This window comes from Desulfomicrobium norvegicum (assembly GCF_900114595.1).
Classification (GTDB): Bacteria; Desulfobacterota; Desulfovibrionia; order Desulfovibrionales; family Desulfomicrobiaceae; genus Desulfomicrobium; species Desulfomicrobium macestii.
In genome coordinates, this window is sequence record NZ_FOTO01000001.1 from 863,315 (window position 1) to 889,001 (window position 25,687).

Consider the following 25,687-nt stretch of genomic DNA (forward strand, 5'->3'; position numbering starts at 1 on the left):
CTTAAGTACTCTCAAGCAGTATAAAAGATCAGAAAAGGCGGGCGGCGGCACCCTGGGATTCCAATTCGGCGAGGGGTTCGGCAAAACGCTCCCCTAAATCATCGAAGAGCAGGGGAATGCGCTGCTGAAAAGCGCTCATGAGCGGGAGCATGACCTGGCGCATCTGAGGATGGGCGGCCTTGTCGCAACGCAGTTTGAAAATGTGCCGCCATTCCCGGATGTTGGCCGTGGTCACGATCTCGGTCTTGAGGCTGTTGGGCAGGACGCTTCTGGCCTCCTGGGCCGTGGCCCCGGCATCCACCAGGCGCAGGTAGGCGTCCTCGCAAGCCTGCATGGCGGACAGCCACACCGCGTAGCGGGCGTCATCCTCGGCCCAGAAAAAAGGACGGATCACGGTGATTTCGCTGCCGAACTTGTCCTGGGCGTAGTTGGCGTAGCGGGTGCTTTCCTGGGAGAATGCGCACAGGCGGTGGCGGACCAGTTCGTGGGTTACCCCCCTGTCGCAGACGATGCGCACCGTGACGCTGATATGCTCCAGCACACTGTCATGACCCAGACGCACGATGCGGGAGAGAAGCTTGCGGGCCGAATCCGGACTGGCCTTGTCCTCGGACTTGTAACATGTCCGCGCGGCCAGTTCGAGGTGACTCAGGACAAACTCGCCGTCGGGCAGGTGCATGAAGGAAAAACTAGGATCAATGACTTTCATGGCTCCTCGCTGGGCTAAGGTGATGACAGGTCAAAAAAGAGATGCCGGACAGAACCCACGGCCGGGGCATTGTCCTTGCCGCCTCAAAAAAGCACCCCCCGGACTATTGGCCGCGCAGCTTGAGTCCGCCGTCGAGATGCTGGTAGGCCTTGGGCGTGACCACCCGTCCCCGGGGGGTGCGCTTCAGGAACCCGCACTGGATCAGGTAGGGCTCGTAGATATCCTCGATGGTCCTCACCTCTTCGGAGCAGGCCGCCGCAATGGTTTTAACGCCCACGGGACCGCCGCCGAAATGATCGATGATGCATTCGAGGATCTTGCGATCCATCATGTCCAGACCGCGCGAGTCAACATCCATAATATCAAGGCCCTTGGCCGCCACGTCCGCGTCGATGAGCACGTTTCCGGCCACCTGGGCGTAATCGGCCACGCGGCGCAGCAGGCGGTTGGCGATGCGCGGCGTGCCCCGGGAGCGCTTGCCGATCTCGAGAGCTCCGTCAGGGCTGATCTCAAGGCCGAGGATGCGCGCGGCGCGCGTCACGATCAGCGACAGCTCCCGAGGATTGTAGAATTCCAATCGGCAGATGACACCGAAACGGTCGCGCAGGGGCGAGGTCAAAAGTCCGATGCGGGTCGTCGCTCCGACCAGGGTGAAAGGCTCAAGCTCGATCTTGACCGTGCGCGCGCCAGGACCCTGTCCGACGATGAGGTCAAGCTTGAAATCCTCCATGCCGGGGTAAAGAATTTCCTCGACCACGGCCGGCATGCGATGGATTTCATCAATGAAGAGCAGATCGTGCCGATTCAGGCTGGTCAGGATGGCGGCCAGATCGCCGCTGCGCTCCAGGACCGGCCCGGACGTGGAGACCATGTTCACGCCCAGTTCGCTGGCCATGATCTGGGCCAGGGTGGTCTTGCCCAGCCCGGGATTGCCGTAGAGCAGGCAGTGATCCAGATGCTGACCACGCTCCTTGGCCGCCTGCAGATAAATCTTCAGGTTGCCGCGGACATCCTCCTGGCCGATAAAATCGTCCAGGGTGCGGGGCCGGATATGCTCTTCGCTGGGGTTTTGCATCATGCTACTTGGCGGCAAAAATCTTCAAGGCCTGCCGGATGGCGCTGCCCGCATCCAGATCAGGCTCGTTTTCGAACACGGTTCGTACCACCTCGTCCACTTCATGCCGCCCATAGCCAAGCGATACCAGAGCCGCCGCGCAGTCCGAAACGGCCGAGACCACTGGCGCGGTCCGTCCCGGACCGAGGGACGGCCGGGCCACAAGCTTGTCTTTCAGATCAAGGAGCAGGCGTTTGGCCGTCTTGGCGCCGATGCCGGGCACGCGGGTCAGGGCGGCCACATCCTCGCGGGCAATGCATGCCGCAAGCTCCGCGACATCGTAACAGCCAAGCATGGCCAGTGCCGTCTTGGGCCCGAGCTTGGGCGCGCCAAGCAGGGTCACGAAGGCCTGCCGCTCCTCCCAGGAGGTGAAACCATAAAGGATGAGCGCGTCCTCGCGGACCAGGGTATGGATGAAAAGCCGGGCCACTTCGGCCCCGGAGCCAAGGACGGACAGCCCTTGCGTGGTCAGGTGCACCTGATAGCCCACGCCCCCTGCCGTAAACAGGACGCAGGACTCTTCATCGCGGCGCAGGATTGTTCCTTCAAGGTAGGCTATCATGTGTGGGAGCTATAGACGAGTTGACCCGTCTTGACCAGTAGTCCGGCCCGGGGTCTGGCCGGCGCTGACGGCAGCCATGAACCGAAAATGGTTCAAATGGCAGATGGCCAGGGCCAGGGCGTCTCCCGCATCCTCGGCCCAGTCTGGCCGAACGCCCAAGAGCTGGCCGACCATGAACGAGACCTGGCTTTTCTCCGCCCGCCCCGCACCGACCAGGGACTTCTTGACCAGGGTGGGCTCGTACCCGAAGACCTCCACCCCATGCACGCCGCAGGCGGCCAGCACTGCTCCCCGCGCCTGGCCGAGCTTCAGGGCCGAGGCGGAATTGCGGGCGAAGAAGACATTCTCCACGGCCACGGCGCTGGGGGCGTGGACGCCGAGAAGCTCGGAGATGCGCGCGTACATGAGGCCAAGGCGCGTGCTCATGGCCTCTTCGGAGGGACGCACCACACCCGCTTCCACCAGGGACAAAACCCCGGACCGCTCCCGCACAAGGCCGTAGCCCATGCAGCGAGATCCGGGGTCGACGCCCAGGATGATGCGTTCGACTGCCATGCGGCCGGGCTACATCTCCGCCAGGAGTTCAGCCGGCAGCTCGAAATTGGCGTACACGTTCTGGACGTCATCGTTGTCGTCCAGCGCGTCATAGAGTTTCATGACCTTGCGGCCGGTCTCGACATCGACGGCCACCGTGGTCTGCGGGATGCGGTTCAGCCCCGCGCTCATGATCTCGATGCCCGCCGCCTCGAAAGCGCTTCTGGCGTTATGGAAATCCTCGGCCGCGCACAGAACCTGCCAGGAATCGTCGTCATCGAGCACATCCTCGACGCCGCCCTCAAGCCCGGCTTCAAGAAGTTGGTCCTCGGTGTACTTTTCCTTGTCGAAGGCAAAGACGCCTTTCGTGTCGAACATCCAGGCCACGCAACCGGCCGCGCCCATGGAGCCGCCGTTCTTGCTCAGGATGTGGCGCACTTCGGCCACGGTACGGTTCCTGTTGTCCGTGACCGCCTCGATGAGAATGGCCACGCCGCCAGGAGCGTATCCTTCGTACATGATCTCTTCGAGGGCCTCGGAAGCCAGCTCGCCCGTACCCTTCTTGATGGCCGTCTCGATCTTGTCCTTGGGCAGGTTCACGGCCTTGGCGGCGTCAATGGCCGCACGCAGGCGGGCGTTCATGTCCGGATCGCCGCCGCCCTTGGCCGCCAGAATGATCTCCTTACTGACCTTGGTGAACATCTTGCCGCGCTTCAGATCCTGGCGTCCCTTGCGGTGCTGGATATTCTTCCATTTACTATGTCCTGCCATACAATCCTCCGAAAAAAGTTATGCGGGCGGGGCCTCGCTGGCCGCGGGAACAAAACCCAAACCCAGGATGAATATTTCCTTGCTCTCCGCCCGGCTGCTTTTGGGCTTGAACATGCCGACCTTGGCGAAACGGACTTTAAGAGACTGCACAAAGGGCTGCACGTCCGGACCTTCGAAAACCTTGGCAATGAAGGTGCCGCCGGAAACCAGCCATTCCTCGGCCACGCCGAAGGCCGCCTCCACCAGCTGGATGGAGCGGGCCTGATCGGTGAACTTGGAACCCGTCGTCTTGGGGGCCATGTCGCTCATGACTACGTCGAAAGGGGCAAGCGCCTGCAAATGCCCGAGAAAAAGAGGAGTGCGGGCAAAGATGTCTTCCTGCAGGAAAGTCACCTGTTCCGGGAAGCGGGTATCCGGCATGTTCAGGTCGATGCCCAGCACCCGACCGCCCGCGCCGACGCGTTCGGCGGCGTAAAGGGTCCAGGAACCGGGGCAGGCTCCGAGATCAAGCACTTTCTGGCCCTGGCGCAAGAGCTTGTGTGCCTTGTCCATTTCCTGAAGCTTGTATACGGAGCGGGCAGGATAATTGTCCTGCTTGGCCTTTTTGAAATAGTAATCGCGGTATTGTTTCATGCTTTTATGACCGGGGCAGCATCCCGACCACCCAAGCGAGCGCCTTCATGCCAGCCAGACCCATACGTGTAAAGTTGAAAAACGAACTCGGGAATTCTACATCGCTCCCCGCAGGAGAGCAATATCTTCATCTCCATGGCGAAGGCGAGGACCTGCTCATCACCTGTCCCGGACCGGAACCCGGCCTCTGCGCCCGTCACACGGGCGGCAGGGGCCGCGTCATGCTGCTGCGCGTGCCGCAGTTCGAAGGCCAGATGCCCGAGTCCTGGCATGCGGCCCTGCCTTCCGACTGGGAAGAAGTCACCCTCGCGCAGGCGCACAGCCTGCTGCCTGGCATGCGCGTGCTCCATTACGCCCCGGCAAGCCGCCTCTTTCCTTCCATTTTCGCGCCCCTGATGGCCAGGATCGACCCTGCCCCGCCGATCCCGCCCGCCAGAAATCTCTGGCTGCCCGGACCAAAAAACGCCCTTATCATCCCGGAACTGGCTCATGCTGCCAGGGACCTGAGTCTTGATTCCAGGCGTCTGCCGGCAAGCCTCTCGCCTCAAGACCTGCGCCGTCTGCTGGATCAGGAGCGCCCAAGCCTGTTTCTGAGCGTCAACTTCCACGGCCTGGACCCGTACGGGGAAAATCAGGCCCTGCTGCAGGCCGCGGGCGTTCCCATGGCCGTATGGTGCGTGGACAACCCGCTGCACCTGCTTACCGGCCAGAAGAATCAGCTCTGGAAAAACATGCCACTGTACGTCACCGACGACTGGTTCGTCGAGCCCCTGCGCGGCATGGGCGCAGACGCACGGCATCTGCCTCTGGGCGCGAGCCCGCGCTTCTTTGCCCCCGGGCGGCCCTGCCCTTCAGGAAACGACCTGACCTTTGTCGGCCGCTCGGCTTTCCCGGACAAGGACCGCTTCTTCGCGGCCTGCCGCATCCCGCAGGAGCTGGAAAAAAGGGCCCTGGCCATGGCCGGGCGGGAGGCCCATTTCGGATGGTGGAGCCGGCATCTGCCTGAACTTGCGTTGTGGCCCGGAAACGACGTGCGGATTATCGGCCTTGGCGCGGAAACGGCTTCGGCCGCCTGGCGGCGGAAATGTCTCGCCGCCCTTGCGAAAGAAATCGACCTGACGATTGTCGGCGACGAGCAGTGGCAGGCCCTGCTGCCCGGAACCAGCATCCAGCCCCCCGTGGACTACTACTCGGGGCTGGCCGATACATACCGCAACGCGTCCTTTTCCCTGAACCTGACCAGCCTGCTCCTGCCCCACGGCCTGACCCAGCGCCATTTCGACGTCTGGGCCTGCGGGGGCTTCCTGCTCACGGACAACACGCCCGGCATGAATATTTTCCCACGGGAACTGGTCCAGGCCGTGACCTTCAGCTCACCGAAAGAAGCGGCGGAACTCCTGCGCTCCCTGGCCTCCGACCCGAAACGCAAGGAAGATCTGCGCCGCGCCTGGCAAATGCATGTCCTGGAAGAGCATGGCTATTGCCGCAGGCTGGCAAGCATCACGCGCGATATCATCCCCTCATCCTCGACCACGGAGAATCCATGCAGCCCCTGGACGTAAGCCTGATCACATATACCTATAATGACGGCCATTTTGTCGACGGCCTTCTGGATGAGATTCCCAGTTGGACGCATCGCCCCTCGGAAATAGTCATCTTCGACGACGGATCTTCCACTCCGTATTCTCCACCGTCCACCACCATCCCCACCCGGGTGTTTCGGCACGACACCAACCGCGGCATAACCGTGACAAAACATGAAGCCATCTCGGCAGGATCTTCCCCCTTCCTCCTGGCCATGGACTGCGACACCAGGATTTCGCCAAACTGGCTTAAAACCAATCTGGCGCACGTTCAGCAGTCGGATATCGGCATGGTTTCGGGCCCGGTCATCTACTTGTCTGGCAACGATCTCGTGTCCAGGTTCCAGCGGTATTTCGGCGACAATCACAATCTGGAAATAACGGGACCAGTCGATTTCATCCCGGGAAACGCGTTTCTGATGCGCCGGGAAATCTGGGAACAGTGCGAAGGCATGGCGGGCCACCATCGCAACGTTTGCGAAGATCATTTCTTGTGTCAAAAGATCAGGCAACGGGGCATGAAATTGTGGATCGATGCCAAGGCCAGGGCACGACAAATCAGGCGCATCAACAGAATTGCGATGCTCAAGCGCTATTGGAAATGGTCCCATGCCCCCATCAAAAAAGAAGCGGAACAACAGCAGGACATCCCGAGGTATCTCCAGCACGCACTGATAACACCCCATGCCGACAGACTGAAATTTTCCATTGAACGTGAAGAGCTTTTGTTCATCTACATCGAGATGCTCTATGCCAGCTTCATTGTCCTGGACGTATTGGACCACTTGATTCTCAATAATCGCCAGGCATCCGTCCAGAAAGCCGCCTGGTGGTCCGAGCTTTCCAGTATCGTCAGGCAATACCCGCTCATGTACGCGCTTCTTCGTTCAGACCTGGCCCAACTGGGACAGACGCCGGTTCCGGGATGGGAGCCGAGTCAACGAAATCCATGGTCGCAAGCATTCGAAGCGTTGCGGGCGATAGAACCCAGCGGGGTATATGACTGGCTTAACAGGTCGGGAATACCGTCCATGCTCGCCGAGGAAGAATCCTTGAACTATGATTTTTCATTTTACGAGGACGAACTCTTTTGCCCATCTGCGCGCCGAAGCTGAGCAGCAAAACGCATCATCGGCGCGGCGCAAATAAAAACTTCCGCCGGGAAATTTCGCGGAATTCTGGCGGGAAGATCCCCAAAAAGACAATCAGCGCTCGTTCATGGTGCAGACCCGGTTTCTCCCTCGCCCCTTGGCCCTGTACATGGCCTTGTCGGCCTCGTCGATGAGCCTGGCTCCCGCCTCGTCGGCCCACTTCCGTTTCAGCTCGGCCACGCCGATGGACACGGTGATCTTGATTCCCTTCTGCAACACCTGTCCGTTGTGATCGCGGATGATGAAGTTGTAGTCCTCGATGATGGTGCGTAGGTTTTCCGCGTCTTCCGCCGCCTCGGCAAGCCCGACACCGGGCAAGGCGACCACGAACTCCTCACCCCCGAAACGGGCGGGAAAAAAGCTGCGATTGGGCATGGTGCCGTACTTTTGCGCGTAGCCGGTCAGCTTGCTGGCCACGGTGACCAGGGCCTGATCCCCTATACGATGGCCGTAGGAATCGTTGAAATCCTTGAAATGATCGATGTCGAGAAAAAGGAGGCTCATGGGGTTGCCCGTGACCATGTATTCGAGCAGCGTCGTCTGATAGTAGCGGTCGAAGGCCCGGCGGTTGCTGAGCTTGGTCAGGGAGTCGGTGTAGCTCATCTCGACCAGGTCCCGGGTGTCCTGCTCCATGTGCGTGAGCACCTTCTCGAAGGCCGCCTTGATGCCAAGCACGATATCTTCCAGGGCGTTCTGTTCGGTCACGGTATGGATGGTCGTCTCCCGCAGATCCCGGACCTCCTTGGTCCGCATGAGATTCTGGGAGCGCACATGCTCGATGAGGGCCACGGTCTCGCGGAAGGTCTCCTCCAGCTTCTTGTTCCAGGGCTGATAGAGGATCTGTTCCTTGCGGCGCACTACATCCTTGAACTTGGCGTCGGAAAAATCCCCGTCGCGCACGATGTTCATGACCAGGGTCTGCATCTGGCGCTTCTGGTCGGCTGAAAGAAAATCGTATTCCGAAATGGAGCGCATATAGAGAATGAGCGCGCCCCACTTGGAATTGGACGGCACTCCCGCCTTTATGAGTGAATTTACAACCTCGTGCGAACAAAAGAAGTTTTCCTGCTGCATGCTCATTGTTCGATCCATTTTGGTTGACTGCTAGCTCTATTCTCCGAAGGAGCGTCCGATCTCGAACGCCTGCCCCACATATTCGCCCACGGTGTGATAGGCCCTGGTCACTGGGGTGAATATGATCGGCATGACCTTGGCCGCGTCGGGATAGCCTTTCTCGTCGAGGACCTCCGCATCCGCCTTGACATCGACGATTTCTCCAATGAACTGGATATGCATGCCAAGCTCCACGGTGCGCAGCAAGGTGCACTCGAGCACCAGCGGAAATTCTCCCACATAGGGGGCGTCGACCAATTCCGAACGCACCGGGGTCAAACCCGTGGCCGCGAACTTGTCCACATCTTTTCCCGATGCAATGCCAAAATAATCGGCTTGCGCCGCGAACGCGACCGAAGGCACGCTGATGGTGAACGCACGGCGCGCCAAGATGGATGCATAACTGTGACGGTCTTCACGCAGGGAGACGGTGATACATGGCGGCTTGGAACAGCATATTCCGCCCCAGGCAGCAGCCATGGCGTTGGCATTGCCTTTTTCATCATAGGAACCGACAATCCATAACGGCGCAGGCTGGGCCAGCGTTTTCGCACCAAGAGAAATTTTCATCACCATCTCCGTAATACAATAATATTCATCTTGCATTTTTCCTGCCACTTGTCAGACATTCTCATATGGTTATAAGAAGCATCCCGCAAGTCAAATGTCATCCTTCAACCGTTCACAACAGAGACTTCATGGACACCAAAGTCATACATATCGCCGGCGCGCGTCAGCATAACCTGAAGAACCTGACCCTGGACATCCCCCGCGACAAACTGGTCGTGGTCTGCGGCCCTTCCGGTTCGGGCAAGTCCACCCTGGCCTTCGACATCGTCTACGCCGAAGGGCAGAGACGCTATGTCGAATCCCTGTCCGCCTACGCCCGCCAGTTCCTGCCGCAAATGGACAAGCCGGCCATCGACCTCATCGAGGGACTGACCCCTGCCATATCCCTGGAACAGCAGACCCTGTCCAAGAACCCGCGTTCCACCGTGGCCACGGTCACGGAAATCTACGATTTTCTGCGCGTATTCTATGCCCGCCTCGGCACGCCCTGCTGCCCGGATTGCGGCGTGCCCATCGCGGCCCAGAGCAGCGACGAGATCATGGAGCGCATCCTCGGCCTGCCGGAAGGGACGAAATTCATGCTTCTGGCGCCCCTGATCGATCACAAGAAGGGCACCCACGCCGATCTCTTCAAGAAGCTCAAGACCCAGGGCTTTGTCCGCGCCAGAATCAACGGCGAGGTGACAAACCTCGATCCGGTCCCGGAACTGGCCAAAAACCTGAAACACAACATCGACCTGGTCGTGGATCGTCTGGTCTTGAAACCCGACATGCGCAAACGCCTGGCCGACTCCGTGGAACTGGGCCTCAAGTCCGGCGAGGGGCGCATCATCGTCTCCATCATCGGCGGCGAAGACATCTTCTTCTCCACTGACGCCGTTTGCCCCAAATGCAACATCAGCCTGCCCAAGCCGAGCCCCCAGCTCTTCTCTTTCAACAGCCCGCAGGGAGCCTGCCCGCACTGCTCGGGACTGGGAGCCGTCGAATACTACGAACCGCTGCTGCTCGCTCCCAACGGAGGGCTGTCCCTGCGCCAGGGCGCCATCCTGCCCTGGAAGGGGCGGGCTTTCGAGCGTCACGTCCAGGACCTGAAGGAACTGGGGCTCAAACACGGCTTTGCCCTGGACACACCGCTGCATGACTTCACGCCCGAGGCCCGGCACGCCCTGTTCCACGGGGACGCTGCGTGGCCGGGGGTGATCCATTTTCTCGAACAGGGCGGAGGTCTCGGACATATCTGGCGCGACGAACTGTCCCGCTACCGTCAGACCATGGCCTGCCCGTCCTGCCACGGAGCACGCCTGCGGCCCGAATCCCTGGCCGTGCGCATCGACGGCCTGAACATTTTCGACTTCTGCTCGCTGCCCATCACCCGGGCCCTGAGCTGGCTGCAAGGCCTGCACTTCTCCGGCGTGAATGTGGAGATCAGCACCCCGCTCCTGAAGGAACTTCGGCACCGGCTTGAATTTCTGGTCAACGTCGGGCTCGACTACATCAACCTGGCCCGGAACATGACCACCCTGTCCGGCGGCGAGGCCCAGCGCATCCGCCTGGCCGGACAGCTCGGCTCGGGGCTGGTCGGGGTGACCTACGTTCTGGACGAGCCGAGCATCGGCCTGCACCCCCGCGACAACCAGCGCCTCATCAACACCCTGCGCCAGCTTCAGGGGCGCGGCAACACGGTGCTCGTGGTCGAACACGACGAGCCGACCATCCGCGCCGCCGATCACGTGCTGGAACTGGGCCCCGGTTCGGGCTTTCTGGGCGGGGAGCTGGTCTTTTCCGGATCTCCCGAGGATTTGGTGGGAAAATCAAAAAGCCTGACCGGCAAATACCTGCGCGGCGAACTGCGCATCGCAAGGCCCGCCAAACGCAGGACCTCGGACCGGGCCATCACCCTGCGCGGCGTGACCACGAACAACCTGCGCGGCATCGACGCCCGCTTTCCGCTGGGCACCCTGGTCTGCATCACCGGAGTCTCCGGCTCGGGCAAGAGCTCGCTGGTCATGGACTCGCTCTACAAGCATCTGGCCCTGGCCCAGGGGCTCAAGGTGGACAACCCCGGCACCATCGGCGGCATTGAAGGCGCCGGAGCCGTGGAAAAAATCATTTCCATCGACCAGAGCCCCATCGGCCGCACCCCACGCTCCAACCCGGCCACCTACACCAAGATCTTCGACGAAATCCGGGCCATCTTCGCCGGAAGTAAGGACGCCAAGAAGCGCGGCTACAACGTCGGCAGGTTCAGCTTCAACGTGCGCGGCGGCCGCTGCGAAGCCTGCCAGGGCGACGGACAGATCCGGGTCGAGATGCATTTTCTGCCCGACGTCTTCGTGACCTGCGAGGTCTGCGGGGGCAGGCGCTACAACCGCGAGACCCTGGACATCCTGTACCGCGACAAGTCCATTGCCGACGTGCTCGAAATGACCGTGAGACAGGCACGGCAATTCTTTGCCAACCATCCGGCGCTGGAACGCAAACTCGGCGTGCTGGAGGAGGTTGGCCTTGAGTACATCCGTCTGGGCCAGCCCGCGACGACCCTGTCCGGCGGCGAGGCCCAGCGCATCAAGATCTCTCGCGAGCTTGGCAAACGCAGCCTGCCGGGGACGCTGTACATCCTTGATGAGCCGACCACCGGCCTGCACATGCACGAGGTCGGCAAGCTCATCTCCGTACTGCACACCCTGGTCGACAAGGGCGCATCGGTCATTGTCATCGAACACAACCTCGACGTGGTCGCCGCCTCGGACCATGTCATCGATCTTGGGCCCGGCGGGGGAGAAAACGGAGGCCTCATCGTGGCCGAGGGCACGCCGGAGGACCTCGCAAACAACCCCGGCTCGGTCACGGGGCCTTTCCTGGAGCTGTAAAGCCTGACCGGGAAGGCCATGCCAGGCGCAGGGCATGGAGCAGCCTGCACGAGCCTCAATCGACACGCCGCAAAATCAGAGCGCATCGCCACGAAAACAGAACGGGCGGCCGGGGAAATCCCAGGCCGCCCGTTCTGTTTCAATCCGAAAGAAATCAGTATCTTGACGTCAGATGTGCATAGGCCTGCATCAGATAGTTCTGCACATAGTCGGTCACCCCTTCCTCCAGCGGCCTGAAGTTCACATCGCAGCCGCGACCGGCGAGCTTGGTCAGGTCGGCGCAGGTGTAGTACTGATATTTGCCGCGCAGGTTGTCCGGCATGTCCACGTATTCGATCTGCGGTTCCCGTCCCATGGCCGCGAACACGCCTCGCGCCAGATCGTTCCAGGTCCGGGCCTGTCCCGTGCCGACGTTGAAGATGCCTCCCACGTCCGGATTCTTGATCAGCCAGTCGATGACCTGCACGCAATCCTTGATGTAGACGAAGTCCCGGCGCTGCTCGCCATCGGCGTATTCCTCGCGGTAGGACTTGAAGAGCTTCAACTTCCCGGTCTGGCGGATCTGGGTGAAGGCCTTGCAGACCACGGAGCGCATGTCGTCCTTGTGGTATTCGTTGGGGCCGAAGACATTGAAGAACTTGAGCCCGGCCATCTGGTCCAGCAGCCCGTCGCCCTTGAGCCAGAGGTCGAAAAGATGCTTGGAATAGCCGTACATGTTGAGCGGATGCAGGCCTTCCATGGCAGTATCCGAGTCGTCGAAGCCACGGCTGCCGTCGCCATAGGTGGCGGCGGAGCTGGCATAGATGAAGCGCGCATTGCGCTCCTGGGCGAAACGGCACATGGCCTTGGAATATTCCAGATTGTTGCGGATGAGATAGTCGCAGTCGGCTTCCGTGGTCGCGGAGCAGGCGCCCATGTGGATCACGGCCTCGATCCGGCCTTCCATATACCTGGTGTTGAGCAAATCCAGGAATTTGTCTTTCTGGATATAACGGTGATAGGCCAGCCCGACCAGATTGCGCCATTTGTTCGTGGATGCCAGGTTGTCGACCACGACGATGTCCCTGTATCCCTGCCGATTCAATTCCCAGACCATGGCGCTGCCGATGAAGCCCGCGCCGCCGGTGATGATGATCATAAATCCCCCTTCAAATCTTCTTCACCCGCCCCTAGCCCGAAAGCCCTGCCGGGGCAAGACACCCTGCGTCCAGACGGCGGGGATTCGGCGCTGCCATAGGCCGAGGCCGCTGAAAAAAATGCCGGGCAACCGGGCCTTGGTTTTTGCCGGGTCTTTGGCTAGAGTGCCTTCTTTTCACCCCATGCTACAGGAGCTCCCCATGCTAGCCATCCTTGACTACAAGGCCGGCAATCTGACCAGTGTCAAGCGCGCACTCGATTATCTCTCCATCCCGTGCACCATCACCGCCGACGCTCACGCCATCGCGGACTGCCAGGGCCTCATCTTCCCCGGCGTCGGCGCCGCCGGTTCGGCCATGGCCAATCTGCACCAATCCGGCCTGCGCGACGTCATGGCCCGGGAAATCGCGGCTGGCAAACCGCTCCTGGGCATTTGCCTGGGCTGCCAGATCCTGCTCGAATACAGCCCGGAGAACGACACCAAGACCCTCGGCCTCATTCCCGGTCGCTGCGACATCTTCACCCCGGACCTGACCGAAGAAGACGGTACGCCCATCAGCATCCCGCACATGGGCTGGAACACCGTGAACACCAAAAAGCCGTGCCCGCTCTTCAACGGCATCTCCCCCGAGAGCGAATTCTATTTCGTACACAGCTACTACCCGAATCCGGCTCCGGAGTTCGTCATCGCCACCACATATTACGGCCGGGAATTCTGTTCCGTACATGGCCGTGACGGTCTGTGGTCGGCCCAGTTCCACCCGGAAAAGAGCGGACGGCCGGGCCTGAAGATGCTTTCAAACTTTTACGATTACTGCAGGGAGGCGGCCAATGCTCAGTAAACGCATCATTCCCTGCCTCGATGTCCGGAACGGCAAGCTGACCAAGGGCATCAAATTCGAGGGCAACATCGACATCGGCGACCCCGTTGAGACCGCCCGGCGCTACTACGAGGAAGGCGCGGACGAGATCGTCTTCTACGACATCACGGCCTCGCACGAGGGCCGGGGCATCATGCTCAAGGTCGTGGAGAACGTAGCCTCCCAGATCTTCATTCCCTTCTCCGTGGGCGGAGGCATCTCCACCGTGGCCGACATGCGCGACGTGCTCCTGGCCGGAGCCGAAAAGATCTCCGTCAACTCGGCGGCGGTCAAAACCCCCCACATCATCTCCGAAGGCGCGGCGGCCTTCGGCTCCCAGTGCATCGTCGTGGGCATGGACGTGCTGCGCGTAGCGAAAAGCGAAGCCATCCCCTCGGGCTACGAGATCGTCATCCACGGCGGCCGCAAGCACATGGGCATCGACGCCCTGTGGTGGGCCAAAGAAGTGGAACGCCTGGGCGCGGGCGAACTGTGCATCAACTCCATCGACGCCGACGGCACCAAGGACGGCTATGAGCTGACCCTGACCCGCCTCATCGCGGACAACGTGCGCATCCCGATCATCGCCTCGGGCGGGGCGGGCAATCCCCAGCACATGGTCGACGCCGTGACAAAGGGACGCGCCTCGGCCGCGCTCATCGCCTCCATCGTGCATTACGGCGAATATACCGTCACGGACCTCAAGAACCACATGGCCGAAAAAGGGGTCAAGGTCCGCCGGATCTGGTGACCTTGGAGTGTCCTCAAAACACGAAAGCCTCCGCGTTCAAAGCGGGGGCTTTCGTGTTTTGAGGGGAAAAAGGCAGGCCTGACATCCGCAGGAAGCAACGTTATCCGTTTTCCGCGGTGGAAGCACGCCTCAGCTTGGCGATGGCGTTAACCAGATCGGTCATGCCGACCGGCTTGGGCAGGTAATCATCCATTCCCGCCCTCAGAAACGACTCGCGATCCCCGCTCATGGCGTGGGCGGTCAGGGCGATTATAGGGATATTTTTCTTTGGACCGGACAAGGCGCGAATTTTCCTGGTCGCTTCGACACCGCTCATGACCGGCATCTGCACATCCATGAGAATGCAGTCAAAATCTCCTGTCAGCAGCAAATCAAGTACCTCCTGGCCATTGCAGGCAAGCGCGACCTCATGCCCGGACCTTTCGAGCAGAGTTCGCATGGCCAGTTGGTTGATGGCCTCGTCCTCGGCCAACAGAATGCGCAGGGACCGTCCCGCGCCAGTCTCCACAACTTCCGCATAAGTTTCCGCGAGCGGGCAATATTCACTGGCGGCGCGCAGGGGCAGTGTGACGCGCACGGACGTTCCCGTTCCGGCGGCGCTCTTGACCTCGATGCTTCCATGCATGAGTTCCACCAGTCGGCGAACAATGGTCAGGCCAAGCCCGGCGCCTTCGTATCTGCGGGTGTGGGAACCCTCCACCTGCCTGAACGGCTCGAAGACACCAGAGAGCATCTGCTGGGGGATGCCCACTCCAGTATCGGCAACATGCATACAGACGCCGCTCGATAGGCAAGGGTCTGCGTGCAGAGGGGACAATTCGACTGTCACGCCCCCCTGATCCGTATATTTCAAGGCATTGCCGACCAGATTGAACAGAATTTGACGCACCCGCGCCTCATCGCCGACGAGTTGCGCTGACAGGCCTGGATGAATGACGCAATCGAGCGAAAGCCCTTTTTCACGCGCGGGGATCGCAAACAGCTCCACGACCGAATCGACAAGCTCGGGCACACTGAACGGGGCCTCAAGGATGCTCATCTTCCCGGCCTCGATCCTGGAGATGTCCAGGATGTCGGTCAGCAGCCGCGTCAGGCGAATGGCTGAAGTGATGGATAGGTCCACGAACCGCCTCTGCTCCGGGTCCAGGCTGGTCTGCCGCAAAAGCTGCATCATGCCTTGAATGCCGTTGAGCGGAGTGCGGATTTCATGGCTCATGTTGGCCAAAAATTCCGTCTTGACCGTGTTGGCGGCTTCGGCGGCTTCCTTGGCGTCCAGCAAGGCCGCCTCGGCCATTTTGCGCTCCGTGATATCGATCTCGACCCCGTCCCAGACCACGCGATCAGCGGACAGCATGCGTGGAGCCGAGGCCAGATGGCTCCAGCGCACAGTTCCCGACGGCAGGCGGAATCGAACTTCGGCCTGAAAAAGCGACCGGGCCGATTCGGCCTGAGCCTGACGTTTGGACAAGAACGCCCGGTCCTCGGGCTCGACCTGCGCGTAGATGACCGAAGCATCATCCATCACCTCCTGCACGCTCACCTCATGCAGAAGTTCGACGCCCGCGCTAACGTACGAAAATCGCCGATGTCCGCCACCAAGGTCGGTCTCCAGCTGATAGACGAGCCCGCCGGGCAGATTGTCGCTGAGCGTCCGCAGTCGTTCCTCGCTTTCCCGCAAGGCCTCCTCGGCCCGCTTGCGCGCGGTGACGTCGCGGTAGATTGATTGATAGGTCCCGTCCGGCATCATCTTGCTGCGCATCTCGACATGAAGTTCGGACCCGTCCACGCGCAGAAGGGTGCGCTCTTTTTGCACGATTTCGCCCTTTTCCAGCAAATTGAAGCGCAAGGGTGTTTTCGCCAGACTCTCAGGCTTGAACGGAAGGTCGCCGACGTGTTTTCCAATCAGATCCTCCTGCTTCAGGCCAAGAAGATCGCACATGCATTCATTGGCGCCGATGATCACGCCCTCATGAGAGCCAAGGAGAATTCCGTCCACGGCCAGTTCGACCAGGGTCCGATACCGGGCTTCGCTTTCGCCGAGAGCCGCCTCGGCTCGTTGCCGCTCGCCCAGCTCCTGCTGCATTGCCTGCATGGTATCGGACAGCTGCAGGGCCATCCGATTGAAGGAGCGGGTCAGGCTTTGGACCTCTGAAAACCGGGAGGACTCATTTATCCTTTCCAGGCCCCCACCTTCGGCCAATCGTCCGGCCGCGGCGTCAAGCCTTGAGATGGGACTGACTATACGGCGCGCCAGCAGGGCCCCGACGAGCAGCGCCAAAATGAGAACCCCCGGAATCAAGATCATGCTGACGCGGGCATTTTCCCCGATTTTGGCCATAAAATCCGCTTCCGGAACCACGACGACGATGAGCCAGTCAATGCCCAGGGGATCGCGAAGCGGAGAGGCCGTCATCAGAATTTTCCGGCCCCGGTCGGTAAAATCAAGGTGGTGCTCCGCGTCGATCCGATCAAGCGCGCCGAATTTGGAGGTCAGGGTTTGCACCGCGCCGCGCACCAGCGGGTCCCGGCTATGCACACCCCAAAGACGTCGGCTTGGATTGCCGTCTCTGCCCGGTATGAAGAGCGGTTCCGTGCCCGAACCGGCCACCATCAGGCCCGAGCGCTCCACGATGAACGCCTTTCCGGCACGGCCAATGCGCAGCCGTTGCAAAAAGGCGGTGAGCTGGGACAAGAAAACATCCACGGACACCACTCCAAGCGTCCGACCCCGATCGTCAAACACCGGGCGGCTGGCGGCAAGGGCCAGATCCTGGCCGGTAAAAAGCACATAGACATCGCTCCAGACCGGCCCTTCCGCGAGCAGGGCCTTGGCATACCACGGGCGCGTCCGCGCATCGAAGCTGGTCACACTGGCCATTTCCTCGCCCTGGTTGCCAAGTGAATCCATGGCAAACTTGCGAAAAACACCGGCCTTGAAATCGTCTGTGCGGATGGAATATTTGAAGCCATGCTCCGGATCCCGGCCACTGTTGGCAAGGCCACCCTGAACATTTCCGAAATAGATGCTCGACACAGAAGGAAAAAGATCCACCTGCTCGGAAAACCGCGCAACCAGCAGTTCGGGTTCGTCGGCGGACACGAGCCCGCGTTGCAGGGCCCGCGCGTTGCCGCGATTTATTTCGTGGGGCAGTCGAAGGAAGTCCAGCAGATGCTCGAAAATACGCTGGGAAACTTCCTTGCGCAGCTGCAAGCCGACATCCCCGACCGCTTCACGGCCCCCGGTGAATGAAACCCAGCTGATCAGGATGGTGGAAGAAAGAATGACGCAGACCAGAAGCAACGGGATCGAGGTACGAAGTGAAATGCCGCTGCCAAAAAATCTCATACTAAATCCTCGCTTCGGTCACGCCGCCAGGCGTGTCTGACCGGCGCTACTGGCCCAAGGTTCGAACCCACGCCGGCTGCATGGCCAGTGTCGCGCAACGTGCAAGGAGATTCGTGATCCATGGGCAGCTTGTATGACAGGAGTTCAGGCTCTGGCAAGACAGCCATCAAGCACTCCGTCCATACCAACCCGGAGGGCAAAACACCATGCGGCCGCGACTCGCTCGGGACATGAGCGCAAAAAAAGGCTGGACACCACGTGGACAGCCTTTTTCGTTGACGCAGCAGATCGCCGCTTTTCAACGCCCTGCTAAGAACGCGCGACAGGCCCCAGCGGAAGTACCGTGCGACCGTAAACCTCGTTCAAAACCTGTGCGATGGCCGTATAAAAAGCGGAGAAGCCGCACAGAATGCCCACGTATCCGCCAATGACCTTGTACGCCGCGATGTGGGTCAAGTCACCTATGGCCAAAAGCCAAAACAGGGCGACCAGGGTGCCGAAGACGACCTGCAGGGCCCGGCTCAGGCGGAAGGTTCCGATGAACATCCCGAATGTGAAAAGCCCCCAGATGGCCAGATAAAAGCCCATGGCGGTTTCATCGGCCTTTTCGGCCAGCCCAAGGGCGGGCAGGGTCCAGATGGCCACGAGCGAGAGCCAGAAGGAACCGTAGGCGGTAAAGGCGGTCAGGCCGAATGTGTTGTTTTTCTTGGATTCGAGGATACCGGCGATGATCTGGGCAATGCCGCCCACGAAAATGCCCATGCCCAAAATCATGGAGTTGTTGGGATACAGACCCGCATTGTGGATGTTGAGCAAAATTGTGGTCAGCCCGAAACCCACCAGTCCCAGCGGAGCAGGATTGGCGGAAGTGTCCTTGATGCGCATTTCAGAGTTCACGAATAATCCTTCTTTGTTATAAAAAAATTACTTCCCGTTGTCGGGTGGAGACAAGCCTTGTTTGCAAAAAAACGCGCTCTGGAAATCCAAAGCGCGCAATAATAACTTTTCGGGGGTGGAGATGCTACTCGGCGTTGAACTCGCCGCTTTTTCCACCGCTCTTGTGCGTAAGCCTGCAATCCGTGATCAGAATGTCGCGCTGCACGGCCTTGCACATGTCGTAGATGGTCATGGCCGCGACCTGGGCGGCCATGAGCGCTTCCATTTCCACGCCCGTGGGTCCGGTGGTCCGCGCCTCGGCCTCGATCTCTATGGTCAGATCGGCAGGCACGGGCGTGAGCTTCACGTCGACCTTGGAAAGCAAAATTGGGTGACACATGGGAATGAGCTCCCAGGTACGCTTGGCGGCCATGATTCCGGCCACCTTGGCCGTGGTCAGCACGTCACCCTTGGGCAGGGCGTTTCTGGTCAAAAGGTCGAAGGTGCGTGCGTTGAGCAGAACACGTGTCCGCACCACCGCCCGGCGTCTGGTATCCGCCTTGTCGCCCACGTCCACCATGACCACGTTTCCGGCCTCGTCGATATGCGTCAACCTCTCGTCCATGCTCCCCTCCGCAAAAGAAAAGGCCGGAAACATGCGCTTCCGGCCTGCTCGGTTCATGTGTAAAGATCAGTCGCCCATGGCTTTCTTGAAGAAATCCTTGACCTTGTTCAGGGGGCGGCTCTCTTCGAGTTTGTCGAACTCGCGCAGCAATTCTTCCTGCTTCTTGGTCACCTTGGTCGGGATGCGCACGGAAACCTCAACCAGCAGGTCTCCTTTCTGGGTGCTGCCCAGATGCGGCAAACCCATGCCCTTGATGCGCAGAATCTTGCCGGACTGCGTACCCTTGGGAATTTCCAGGGTCACGGGCTCGTCAAGGGTAGGCACCTCGATCTTGGCGCCAAGGATGGCCTGCACGATGGAGATGTCGGCCACGATGACCAGATCCTGGCCCCGGCGAGTGAATATTTTGTCTTCCTCGACATAGATGACCACATACAGATCGCCGTGCGGGCCACCGAAATCACCCGGCTCGCCCTCGCCGCGCAGACGCAGGCGGCTGCCGTTGTCCACGCCTCCAGGAATGCGCACCTTGAGGCTCTTGTTGACCTGCACAATGCCCTGACCGCGACATTTGGCGCAGGGATGGGTGACGACCTTGCCTTCGCCCCGGCAGACCGGACAGGGTACGGAAATCCTGAAAAAGCCCTGGCTCTGGGTCACCTGGCCCTGGCCACGACAATGCTGGCAGGTCTCGGCCGTGTGTCCGGGAGCGGAGCCCGAACCGGAACAGTCGGAACAGACTTCCTTCTTGGGGATGTTGAGGTCGACCTCCGTACCCTTGGCCGCGTCGCGAAATGAAACGGTCAGGTTGTAGCGCAGATCAGCCCCGGCACGGGGACGTCTGCGGCCGCCGGCGGCAGCGCCGAAGCCGAAGAAATCCCCGAAAATATCCCCGAAAGCACTGAACACGTCTTCAGAGGAATGGAAATGGTCTCCAAACCCCTGGCCATTCATGCCGGCGTGCCCGAAACGGTCGTACTGGGCGCGCTTGCTCGCGTCCCCAAGCACCTCGTAGGCTTCCGCGGCTTCCTTGAACTTGTCTTCCGCCTCCGGATTGTCGGGGTTGCGATCCGGGTGGAATTGCAACGCCATCTTGCGGTAGGCACTCTTGATTTCATCCGCCGAGGCGTCGCGGCCTACACCGAGCACATCGTAATAATCACGCTTGTCAGCCATTATTCATCCTGATCGTCAGCTTCAAAACTCAAATCCTCGACGCGCTCCACGTCGGGCAGAACCTTTCCTTCGGCAATTTCCCTGAGGGCGGTCACGATCTCCTTGTTTTTGCTTGCTACAAGGGGCTCGTATCCTTCATGATATTGCTTGACCCGCTTAATGGCCATCTGCACGATCAGAAATCTGTTGTTGACCTTCTCCAAGCAATCTTCAACGGTAATTCTGGCCATTGCACCTCCGAAAAAATGTATATGAATGTGTGAATAAACGACAAAAAGTCCCGGCCCCTAAAAAGTCGAGTCGGGAATAACATTTCACGCTACGCATAACCCCAGGACACTGTCAACTCACAATTCACAGGAGAGCAGCCTGGGCCCTTTACACGGCCCGAAGCGCTTTGTACTGACCTGCGCTTCTGATGGGTCATAATACCCGCGCAGGATCTGTCAAATCCTCACGCGCGGGCCGACCCCGCGACACTTCAGCCCAAGGACGAGCAACATGGCCCAGTGGGGAAGACTCAAATACGCACAGCAGTTCTGTCTTGGACAGACCGGAAAGATCATGCAGCAGGCAGGCATGGCCTGGCCCGGAGCGCGCATCGGGCTGGCCGTTTCCGGAGGCATGGACAGCTGGGTCATGCTTCAGGTCATGATCATGCGCCAGCGCATCATCCCCTTCCCCGTCGAACTGTTTGTCATCCATCTGAATCCCGGCTTTGACGAAACGAGCCATGCACCCCTGGCGGAGTGGATGCGCACGAACGGCGTGGCGGGACATCTTGAGACCACCGATTTCGGGCCCAGGGCGCACTCTCCGGAAAACCGCAAGAAATCACCCTGCTTTTTCTGCGCGTGGCATCGGCGCAAACGCCTCTTCGACCTCTGCAGGGAGTACAACCTGACCCACCTCGCCCTCGGGCACAACACCGACGATCTGGTCTCGACCTTCTTCATGAACATGCTGAAAACAGGCAAGATCTACGGTCTGGTCCCCAAGGAGAGCTATTTCGGCGGCAGACTGACCCTCATCCGCCCCTTGCTCCTGCTGGACAAGGCCACCATAACCCAGGCGTGCAGGCAGTGGAAGCTCCCGGTCTGGGAGAACGACTGCCCCTCCAAGGACAAGACTGCCCGCAGCCAGACCCTGAATCAGGCCCTGGCGCTATGCGAAGGCGACAAGCGCATCCGCACCAACATGTTCAACGCCCTGCGCCGCTGGCAGCTCGAGTCTTGGCCCGGCATGATCTGAAATGGCCCGGCCTTGTGCCGGAAGCCAACACCCGACGTTGAAGCCGAACGCGGATTTTTTTCTGGTCCGCGTTTTGCTTTAGCCCCTCCATGGATCTCTTCTCCCTCGACCCCGCAGTCATCTTGACCTTCATCTTTGCGCTGATGCGCATAAGCCTCATTCTTTTCATGATGCCTTTTTTTGGCGGCGCAGTCCTGCCCGCCACGGTCAAAGCCGCGCTCTGCCTGACCCTGACCCTGGCCCTGTGGCCAAGACTTCCCCTGGCAGGAGTCCAGATGCCGGGCCATCCCTTCGCCCTTGCGGTCATGCTGGGCGCGGAGTTGCTGCTGGGCCTCATCCTGGGCATGGTCATCCGCTTCGTCTTTGCCGCCATCCAGACCGGCGGACAGCTCATCGGCTTCCAGATGGGCTTTGCCATGGTCAACGTCGTGGACCCCGATTCCGGCGCTTCCGAGGCGGTCACGGCCCACTTCATGTACATGGTCAGTTTGCTGACGTTCCTGGCCATCAACGGGCATCTGTATTTGCTGAGCGGCTTGATGAAAAGTTTTGACCTGCTCCCGCCCGGCTCCATTCTCATTTCCTCCCGGCTGACGGACCAGATATTCGTCCTGTCGGGTCAGATTTTTGTCCTGGCCATACAGATCGGCGCGCCGGTCATTGCCGCCATCCTCCTTGTGGATCTGGCCCTGGCCCTTATTTCCCGTGCGTCTCCGCAGATGAACGTGCTCATTATCGGCTTCCCGATCAAGATCGCCGTCGGCTTCCTGTTTATGGGCATCATCTTCGAAATCATCAGCCTGCACATGGAGGGATTCGTGTCCCGCATGCCGCTGCTCTTCACCCAACTCATCGGCGCGATGCGCTAGGCAACCATGGCACAGAACGATCCGAGTCGCACCGAAAACGCCACCCCCAAACGACGCAACAAGGCGCGTGGCGAGGGGAATGTCCCCAAAAGCCAGGAGCTGCCCAAGCCCCTGACCCTGCTCTTCGGCCTGCTCATGCTGCAACTCTACATCGGCACCATCCGCACCGAAATCGAAAATCTGATGCAATGGTTCTTCACGGAAGGGTTCGTTTTCGAGCTGACTCCGGGATCGATTCTCACCCTGTTTCAGACCTGCCTTTACAGCATTTCAGTAATGGTCCTGCCGATCATGCTCGTCATCGCTGTCGCCGCCTTCATCACCGTCCGGCTACAGGTCGGACAGCTCTGGGCGCCAAAGGTCTTCAAGCCGAAATTCCAGATGTTCAATGTCTGGTCCGGCCTCAAAAAACTCTTCAGCAAGGATGCCCTGGTCCGCCTGGTCAAAAGCATCTTCATGGCGGCGGCCGTGGCCCTTGGCCCGTACATCGTCATCAAGCAGGCCTTCGGGGAAGTCATTCCGCTCTTTTACCAGCCCGCCGAAAGCATCGCCGCATATGTGCTCAACGCCGGGCAGACCATGTTCTATTACGCGCTCACCCCCATGATCCTGATCGGCATCGCGGACCTTCTCTATACCCGCTGGGACTACGAGGAGAACCTGAAAATGACCAAGGGCGAAGTCAAGGACGAACGCAAGCAGGCTGAGGGCGATCCGGCCATCAAGAACAAGCAGAAGCAAAAAATGATGGCGGTCATGATGCGGCGCATGATGCAGGATGTGCCCAAGGCCGACGTGGTCATCACCAACCCCACCCATCTGGCCATCGCCATCCGCTACAACGCCATGGAAGCTCCGGCCCCCATGGTCCTGGCCAAGGGCGCCGGAGCCGTTGCCCAGCGCATCAAGGACATCGCCCGGGAGAACAATGTGCCCATTCGTGAAAACAAGCCCCTGGCACGCGCCTTGTATAAGGTGATCGAAGTCGGAGACACGATTCCCGAAGAATTCTACCAGGCAGTGGCCGCCATCCTGGCCCAGATTTACAAAACCAAACATAATCCGCGCTGAGCATCAGCGGCAAGGACGTCAAAATAATGGCTACACGCACCGAGGCCATGACCATCAACTACAAACGCTTTACCCGCCAGGGAGACATCCTGCTGGCCGGTGGCGTTGTCATGACCCTCTTTGTCATGCTGGTGCCATTGCCGACCATCATCCTTGACATACTCCTGGCTTTTTCCATTTCCTTCTCCCTGGTCATCCTCATCACCTCGATGTTCATGACCTCGCCCCTGGAATTCTCGATCTTCCCGTCGGTCCTGCTCGTGACCACGCTGCTGCGCCTTGCGCTCAATGTGGCCTCGACCAGGCTCATCCTGCTCCATGGAGACCAGGGCACCTCGGCGGCGGGCAAGGTCATCGAAGCTTTCGGGCAGTTCGTGGTCGGAGGCAATTTCGCCATCGGCGCGGTCATTTTCCTGATCCTCTTCATCCTGAACAAGACCGTCATCGTGGCCGGCACGACCCGCATCGCAGAGGTCGCGGCCCGCTTCACCCTTGACGCCATGCCCGGCAAGCAGATGGCCATCGAGGCCGACCTGAACGCCGGACTCATCGACGAACAGCAGGCCATCAAGCAGCGCGAAAACCTGCGCCGGGAAGCGGATTTCTACGGAGCCATGGACGGCGCGGGCAAGTTCGTCTCCGGAGACGTCAACGCGGGCATGTTCATCACCTTCATCAATATCGTGGGCGGCATCTTCATCGGCGTGCTGCAAAAAGACATGAGCTGGATGGAAGCGGCCCAGACCTTCTCCCTGCTGACCATTGGCGACGGCCTGGTCTCGACCATCCCGTCGCTCATCACCTCCACTTCGGCCGGCCTCATTGTCAGCCGGGCAGCGGCCGAAGCGCGCATGGGCGAGGAATTCATCGGCCAGTTGACCAACCATCCCAAGGCTCTCAGACTGGTCTCCGGCGTACTCCTGCTCTTCGCCATAGTCCCGGGCATGCCGACCGTGGCCTTCATGACCCTCTCCCTGGTCCTCTTCATGGTGGCGCTGTTCGCCGACCGCATCAAGGCCGAAAACAAGTTGCCGGAAACCGGAAAAAAGAAGAAAGGCTCCGCACCCGACAGTCCGGAAGAAGTGCAGGCCCTGCTCCCGCTCGACATCATGGAACTGGAGGTGGGCTATGGCCTCATCCCGCTGGTGGACGAAGACCAGAACGGCAATCTTTTGGCCCGCATCCGCTCCATTCGCCGCCAGTTCGCCCTGGACATGGGCGTCATCGTGCCGTCCCTGCATCTGCGCGACAACCTGCAGCTCAAGCCCGGCGAATACGTGGTCCAAATCAAGGGCAACCGGGTGGCTTCGGCGGAAATCATGATCGACCATTTCCTGGCCATGGACCCCGGCGACGCGCGCCACGCCATCAAGGGTATCGAGACCCTGGAGCCGGCCTTCAATCTCCCGGCGCTGTGGATTCCCGACGCCAAGAAGGACGAGGCCGTCATGGCCGGCTACACCGTGGTAGATCCGTCCACGGTCATCGCCACGCACCTGACCGAGGTCTTCAAGCAGAACCTGCATGAATTCCTGGGCCGTCAGGAAGTCCAGGCCCTGCTGGACAACCTGTCCCAGCGCGCGCCCAAGGTCGTTGAAGAGCTGGTGCCGGGCGTCCTGTCCCTCGGCGTCCTGCAGAAGGTCCTGCAGAACCTGGTGCGCGAAAACGTGTCCATCCGCGACCTTCTGTCCATCGTGGAATGCCTGGCCGATTACGGTCATTCCTCGAAGGATGCGGATCAGTTGACGGAGTTCGTGCGCCAGCGCCTGTCCCGCACCATCATCAAGCCGTACCTGGGGACGGGCAACCTGCTGCCCATCATCTCCCTGTCACCGACGATAGAGAACACGTTCCAGGAGAGCATCAAGCGCACGGACAACGGATCCTATCTGGCCATGGAACCGGGGCTTGCGCACAAGATCATCCAGGCCATCAACAAGGCCGCGGAAAAAGGCATCGTGGCCGAGGGACAGCCCGTGCTGCTGACCTCCCCGCTCATACGCCAGCACCTGTCCCAGCTTCTGGCCCGTTTTTTGCCAACCATGCCTGTCATCTCGCAGGCGGAAATACCGGCGGACATCAGACTTGAATCCGTAGCCATGGTGGAAATCTAAG

General features: G+C 60.2%; 23 protein-coding genes. 9 read left to right on the forward strand and 14 right to left on the reverse strand.

Features of this window, described 5'->3' with window-relative positions; translation table 11 throughout:
• Positions 1-28 precede the first annotated feature (28 nt).
• The 6 genes from thyX to BMZ24_RS03895 all read right to left on the reverse strand — a co-directional run bounded on the left by thyX (position 29) and on the right by BMZ24_RS03895 (position 4,323).
• Positions 29-709 (reverse strand): FAD-dependent thymidylate synthase, encoded by a 681-nt coding sequence (thyX, locus tag BMZ24_RS03870; protein WP_092189422.1) that lies wholly within the window; start codon positions 707-709, stop codon positions 29-31.
• A gap of 103 nt (positions 710-812) precedes the next feature.
• Entirely contained in the window at positions 813-1,787 is a 975-nt protein-coding gene (gene ruvB, locus BMZ24_RS03875) for a Holliday junction branch migration DNA helicase RuvB (protein ID WP_092189424.1), read from the reverse strand.
• A 1-nt stretch (position 1,788) separates the two neighbouring features.
• Entirely contained in the window at positions 1,789-2,385 is a 597-nt protein-coding gene (gene ruvA / locus BMZ24_RS03880) for a Holliday junction branch migration protein RuvA (protein ID WP_092189426.1), read from the reverse strand.
• Between the two features lie 9 nt (positions 2,386-2,394).
• Positions 2,395-2,940 carry a crossover junction endodeoxyribonuclease RuvC gene (ruvC, locus tag BMZ24_RS03885; RefSeq protein WP_092189428.1) on the reverse strand — a complete coding sequence of 182 codons (546 nt, stop codon included), beginning with the start codon at positions 2,938-2,940 and terminating at the stop codon, positions 2,395-2,397.
• Positions 2,941-2,949: 9 nt separating this feature from the next.
• Complete coding sequence (locus tag BMZ24_RS03890) at positions 2,950-3,690, reverse strand: YebC/PmpR family DNA-binding transcriptional regulator (protein ID WP_092189430.1); 741 nt, start codon at positions 3,688-3,690, stop codon at positions 2,950-2,952.
• Between the two features lie 18 nt (positions 3,691-3,708).
• Entirely contained in the window at positions 3,709-4,323 is a 615-nt protein-coding gene (locus BMZ24_RS03895) for an RlmE family RNA methyltransferase (protein ID WP_092189432.1), read from the reverse strand.
• A gap of 74 nt (positions 4,324-4,397) precedes the next feature.
• Here BMZ24_RS03895 and BMZ24_RS03900 point away from each other — a divergent pair, with 74 nt between their 5' ends.
• Entirely contained in the window at positions 4,398-5,885 is a 1,488-nt protein-coding gene (locus BMZ24_RS03900) for a glycosyltransferase family protein (RefSeq protein WP_161949026.1), read from the forward strand.
• On the forward strand, positions 5,867-7,021 hold the full coding sequence (locus tag BMZ24_RS03905) for a glycosyltransferase family 2 protein (protein ID WP_092189436.1): 1,155 nt from the start codon (positions 5,867-5,869) through the stop codon (positions 7,019-7,021). Before BMZ24_RS03900 ends, BMZ24_RS03905 begins: the two co-directional genes overlap by 19 nt.
• 90 nt (positions 7,022-7,111) lie before the next feature.
• Here BMZ24_RS03905 and BMZ24_RS03910 read toward each other — a convergent pair whose 3' ends face one another.
• Together BMZ24_RS03910 and BMZ24_RS03915 are read right to left on the reverse strand one after the other, a co-directional pair.
• The gene (locus BMZ24_RS03910; protein WP_161949027.1) at positions 7,112-8,137 is read right to left on the reverse strand and encodes a GGDEF domain-containing protein; all 1,026 of its coding nucleotides are present in this window, start codon (positions 8,135-8,137) and stop codon (positions 7,112-7,114) included.
• A 30-nt stretch (positions 8,138-8,167) separates the two neighbouring features.
• On the reverse strand, positions 8,168-8,740 hold the full coding sequence (locus BMZ24_RS03915) for a flavin reductase family protein (protein ID WP_092189440.1): 573 nt from the start codon (positions 8,738-8,740) through the stop codon (positions 8,168-8,170).
• Between the two features lie 128 nt (positions 8,741-8,868).
• Here BMZ24_RS03915 and uvrA point away from each other — a divergent pair, with 128 nt between their 5' ends.
• On the forward strand, positions 8,869-11,610 hold the full coding sequence (uvrA, locus tag BMZ24_RS03920; RefSeq protein WP_092189442.1) for an excinuclease ABC subunit UvrA: 2,742 nt from the start codon (positions 8,869-8,871) through the stop codon (positions 11,608-11,610).
• Between the two features lie 154 nt (positions 11,611-11,764).
• Here uvrA and rfaD read toward each other — a convergent pair whose 3' ends face one another.
• Positions 11,765-12,748 (reverse strand): ADP-glyceromanno-heptose 6-epimerase, encoded by a 984-nt coding sequence (rfaD, locus tag BMZ24_RS03925; protein ID WP_092189444.1) that lies wholly within the window; start codon positions 12,746-12,748, stop codon positions 11,765-11,767.
• A gap of 199 nt (positions 12,749-12,947) precedes the next feature.
• Between rfaD and hisH the strand changes: the two genes are divergently transcribed.
• Together hisH and hisF are read left to right on the forward strand one after the other, a co-directional pair.
• Positions 12,948-13,589, forward strand: a complete 642-nt coding sequence (gene hisH, locus BMZ24_RS03930; protein ID WP_092189446.1) for an imidazole glycerol phosphate synthase subunit HisH — start codon at positions 12,948-12,950, stop codon at positions 13,587-13,589.
• Positions 13,579-14,358, forward strand: a complete 780-nt coding sequence (gene hisF, locus BMZ24_RS03935; protein ID WP_092189448.1) for an imidazole glycerol phosphate synthase subunit HisF — start codon at positions 13,579-13,581, stop codon at positions 14,356-14,358. Before hisH ends, hisF begins: the two co-directional genes overlap by 11 nt.
• Positions 14,359-14,458: 100 nt before the next feature.
• Here the strand turns inward: hisF and BMZ24_RS03940 are convergent, their stop codons facing one another.
• From BMZ24_RS03940 to rpoZ, 5 genes are all read right to left on the reverse strand, one after another.
• Positions 14,459-17,704 carry a PAS domain S-box protein gene (locus tag BMZ24_RS03940; RefSeq protein ID WP_092189450.1) on the reverse strand — a complete coding sequence of 1,082 codons (3,246 nt, stop codon included), beginning with the start codon at positions 17,702-17,704 and terminating at the stop codon, positions 14,459-14,461.
• Positions 17,705-18,013: 309 nt separating this feature from the next.
• Positions 18,014-18,583, reverse strand: coding sequence for an acetate uptake transporter (locus BMZ24_RS03945; protein ID WP_208599801.1), 570 nt, complete (start codon positions 18,581-18,583; stop codon positions 18,014-18,016).
• 142 nt (positions 18,584-18,725) lie between these two features.
• Positions 18,726-19,205 (reverse strand): cyclic pyranopterin monophosphate synthase MoaC, encoded by a 480-nt coding sequence (gene moaC, locus BMZ24_RS03950; protein ID WP_092189562.1) that lies wholly within the window; start codon positions 19,203-19,205, stop codon positions 18,726-18,728.
• Between the two features lie 66 nt (positions 19,206-19,271).
• Positions 19,272-20,381, reverse strand: coding sequence for a molecular chaperone DnaJ (gene dnaJ, locus BMZ24_RS03955; RefSeq protein ID WP_092189454.1), 1,110 nt, complete (start codon positions 20,379-20,381; stop codon positions 19,272-19,274).
• Entirely contained in the window at positions 20,381-20,611 is a 231-nt protein-coding gene (rpoZ, locus tag BMZ24_RS03960) for a DNA-directed RNA polymerase subunit omega (protein WP_092189456.1), read from the reverse strand. The genes dnaJ and rpoZ overlap by 1 nt, the downstream gene beginning before the upstream one ends.
• Positions 20,612-20,882: 271 nt before the next feature.
• On the opposite strand from rpoZ, the gene BMZ24_RS03965 reads away from it, so the two are divergent.
• From BMZ24_RS03965 to flhA, 4 genes are all read left to right on the forward strand, one after another.
• Entirely contained in the window at positions 20,883-21,632 is a 750-nt protein-coding gene (locus tag BMZ24_RS03965) for a tRNA lysidine(34) synthetase (RefSeq protein ID WP_092189458.1), read from the forward strand.
• Positions 21,633-21,721: 89 nt separating this feature from the next.
• Positions 21,722-22,501 carry a flagellar biosynthetic protein FliR gene (fliR, locus tag BMZ24_RS03970; RefSeq protein ID WP_092189460.1) on the forward strand — a complete coding sequence of 260 codons (780 nt, stop codon included), beginning with the start codon at positions 21,722-21,724 and terminating at the stop codon, positions 22,499-22,501.
• A gap of 6 nt (positions 22,502-22,507) precedes the next feature.
• A complete protein-coding gene (flhB, locus tag BMZ24_RS03975) occupies positions 22,508-23,572 on the forward strand; it encodes a flagellar biosynthesis protein FlhB (RefSeq protein WP_092189462.1) in 1,065 nt (354 codons plus the stop codon).
• Positions 23,573-23,598: 26 nt separating this feature from the next.
• On the forward strand, positions 23,599-25,686 hold the full coding sequence (flhA, locus tag BMZ24_RS03980; RefSeq protein WP_092189464.1) for a flagellar biosynthesis protein FlhA: 2,088 nt from the start codon (positions 23,599-23,601) through the stop codon (positions 25,684-25,686).
• Position 25,687: the final 1 nt, after the last annotated feature.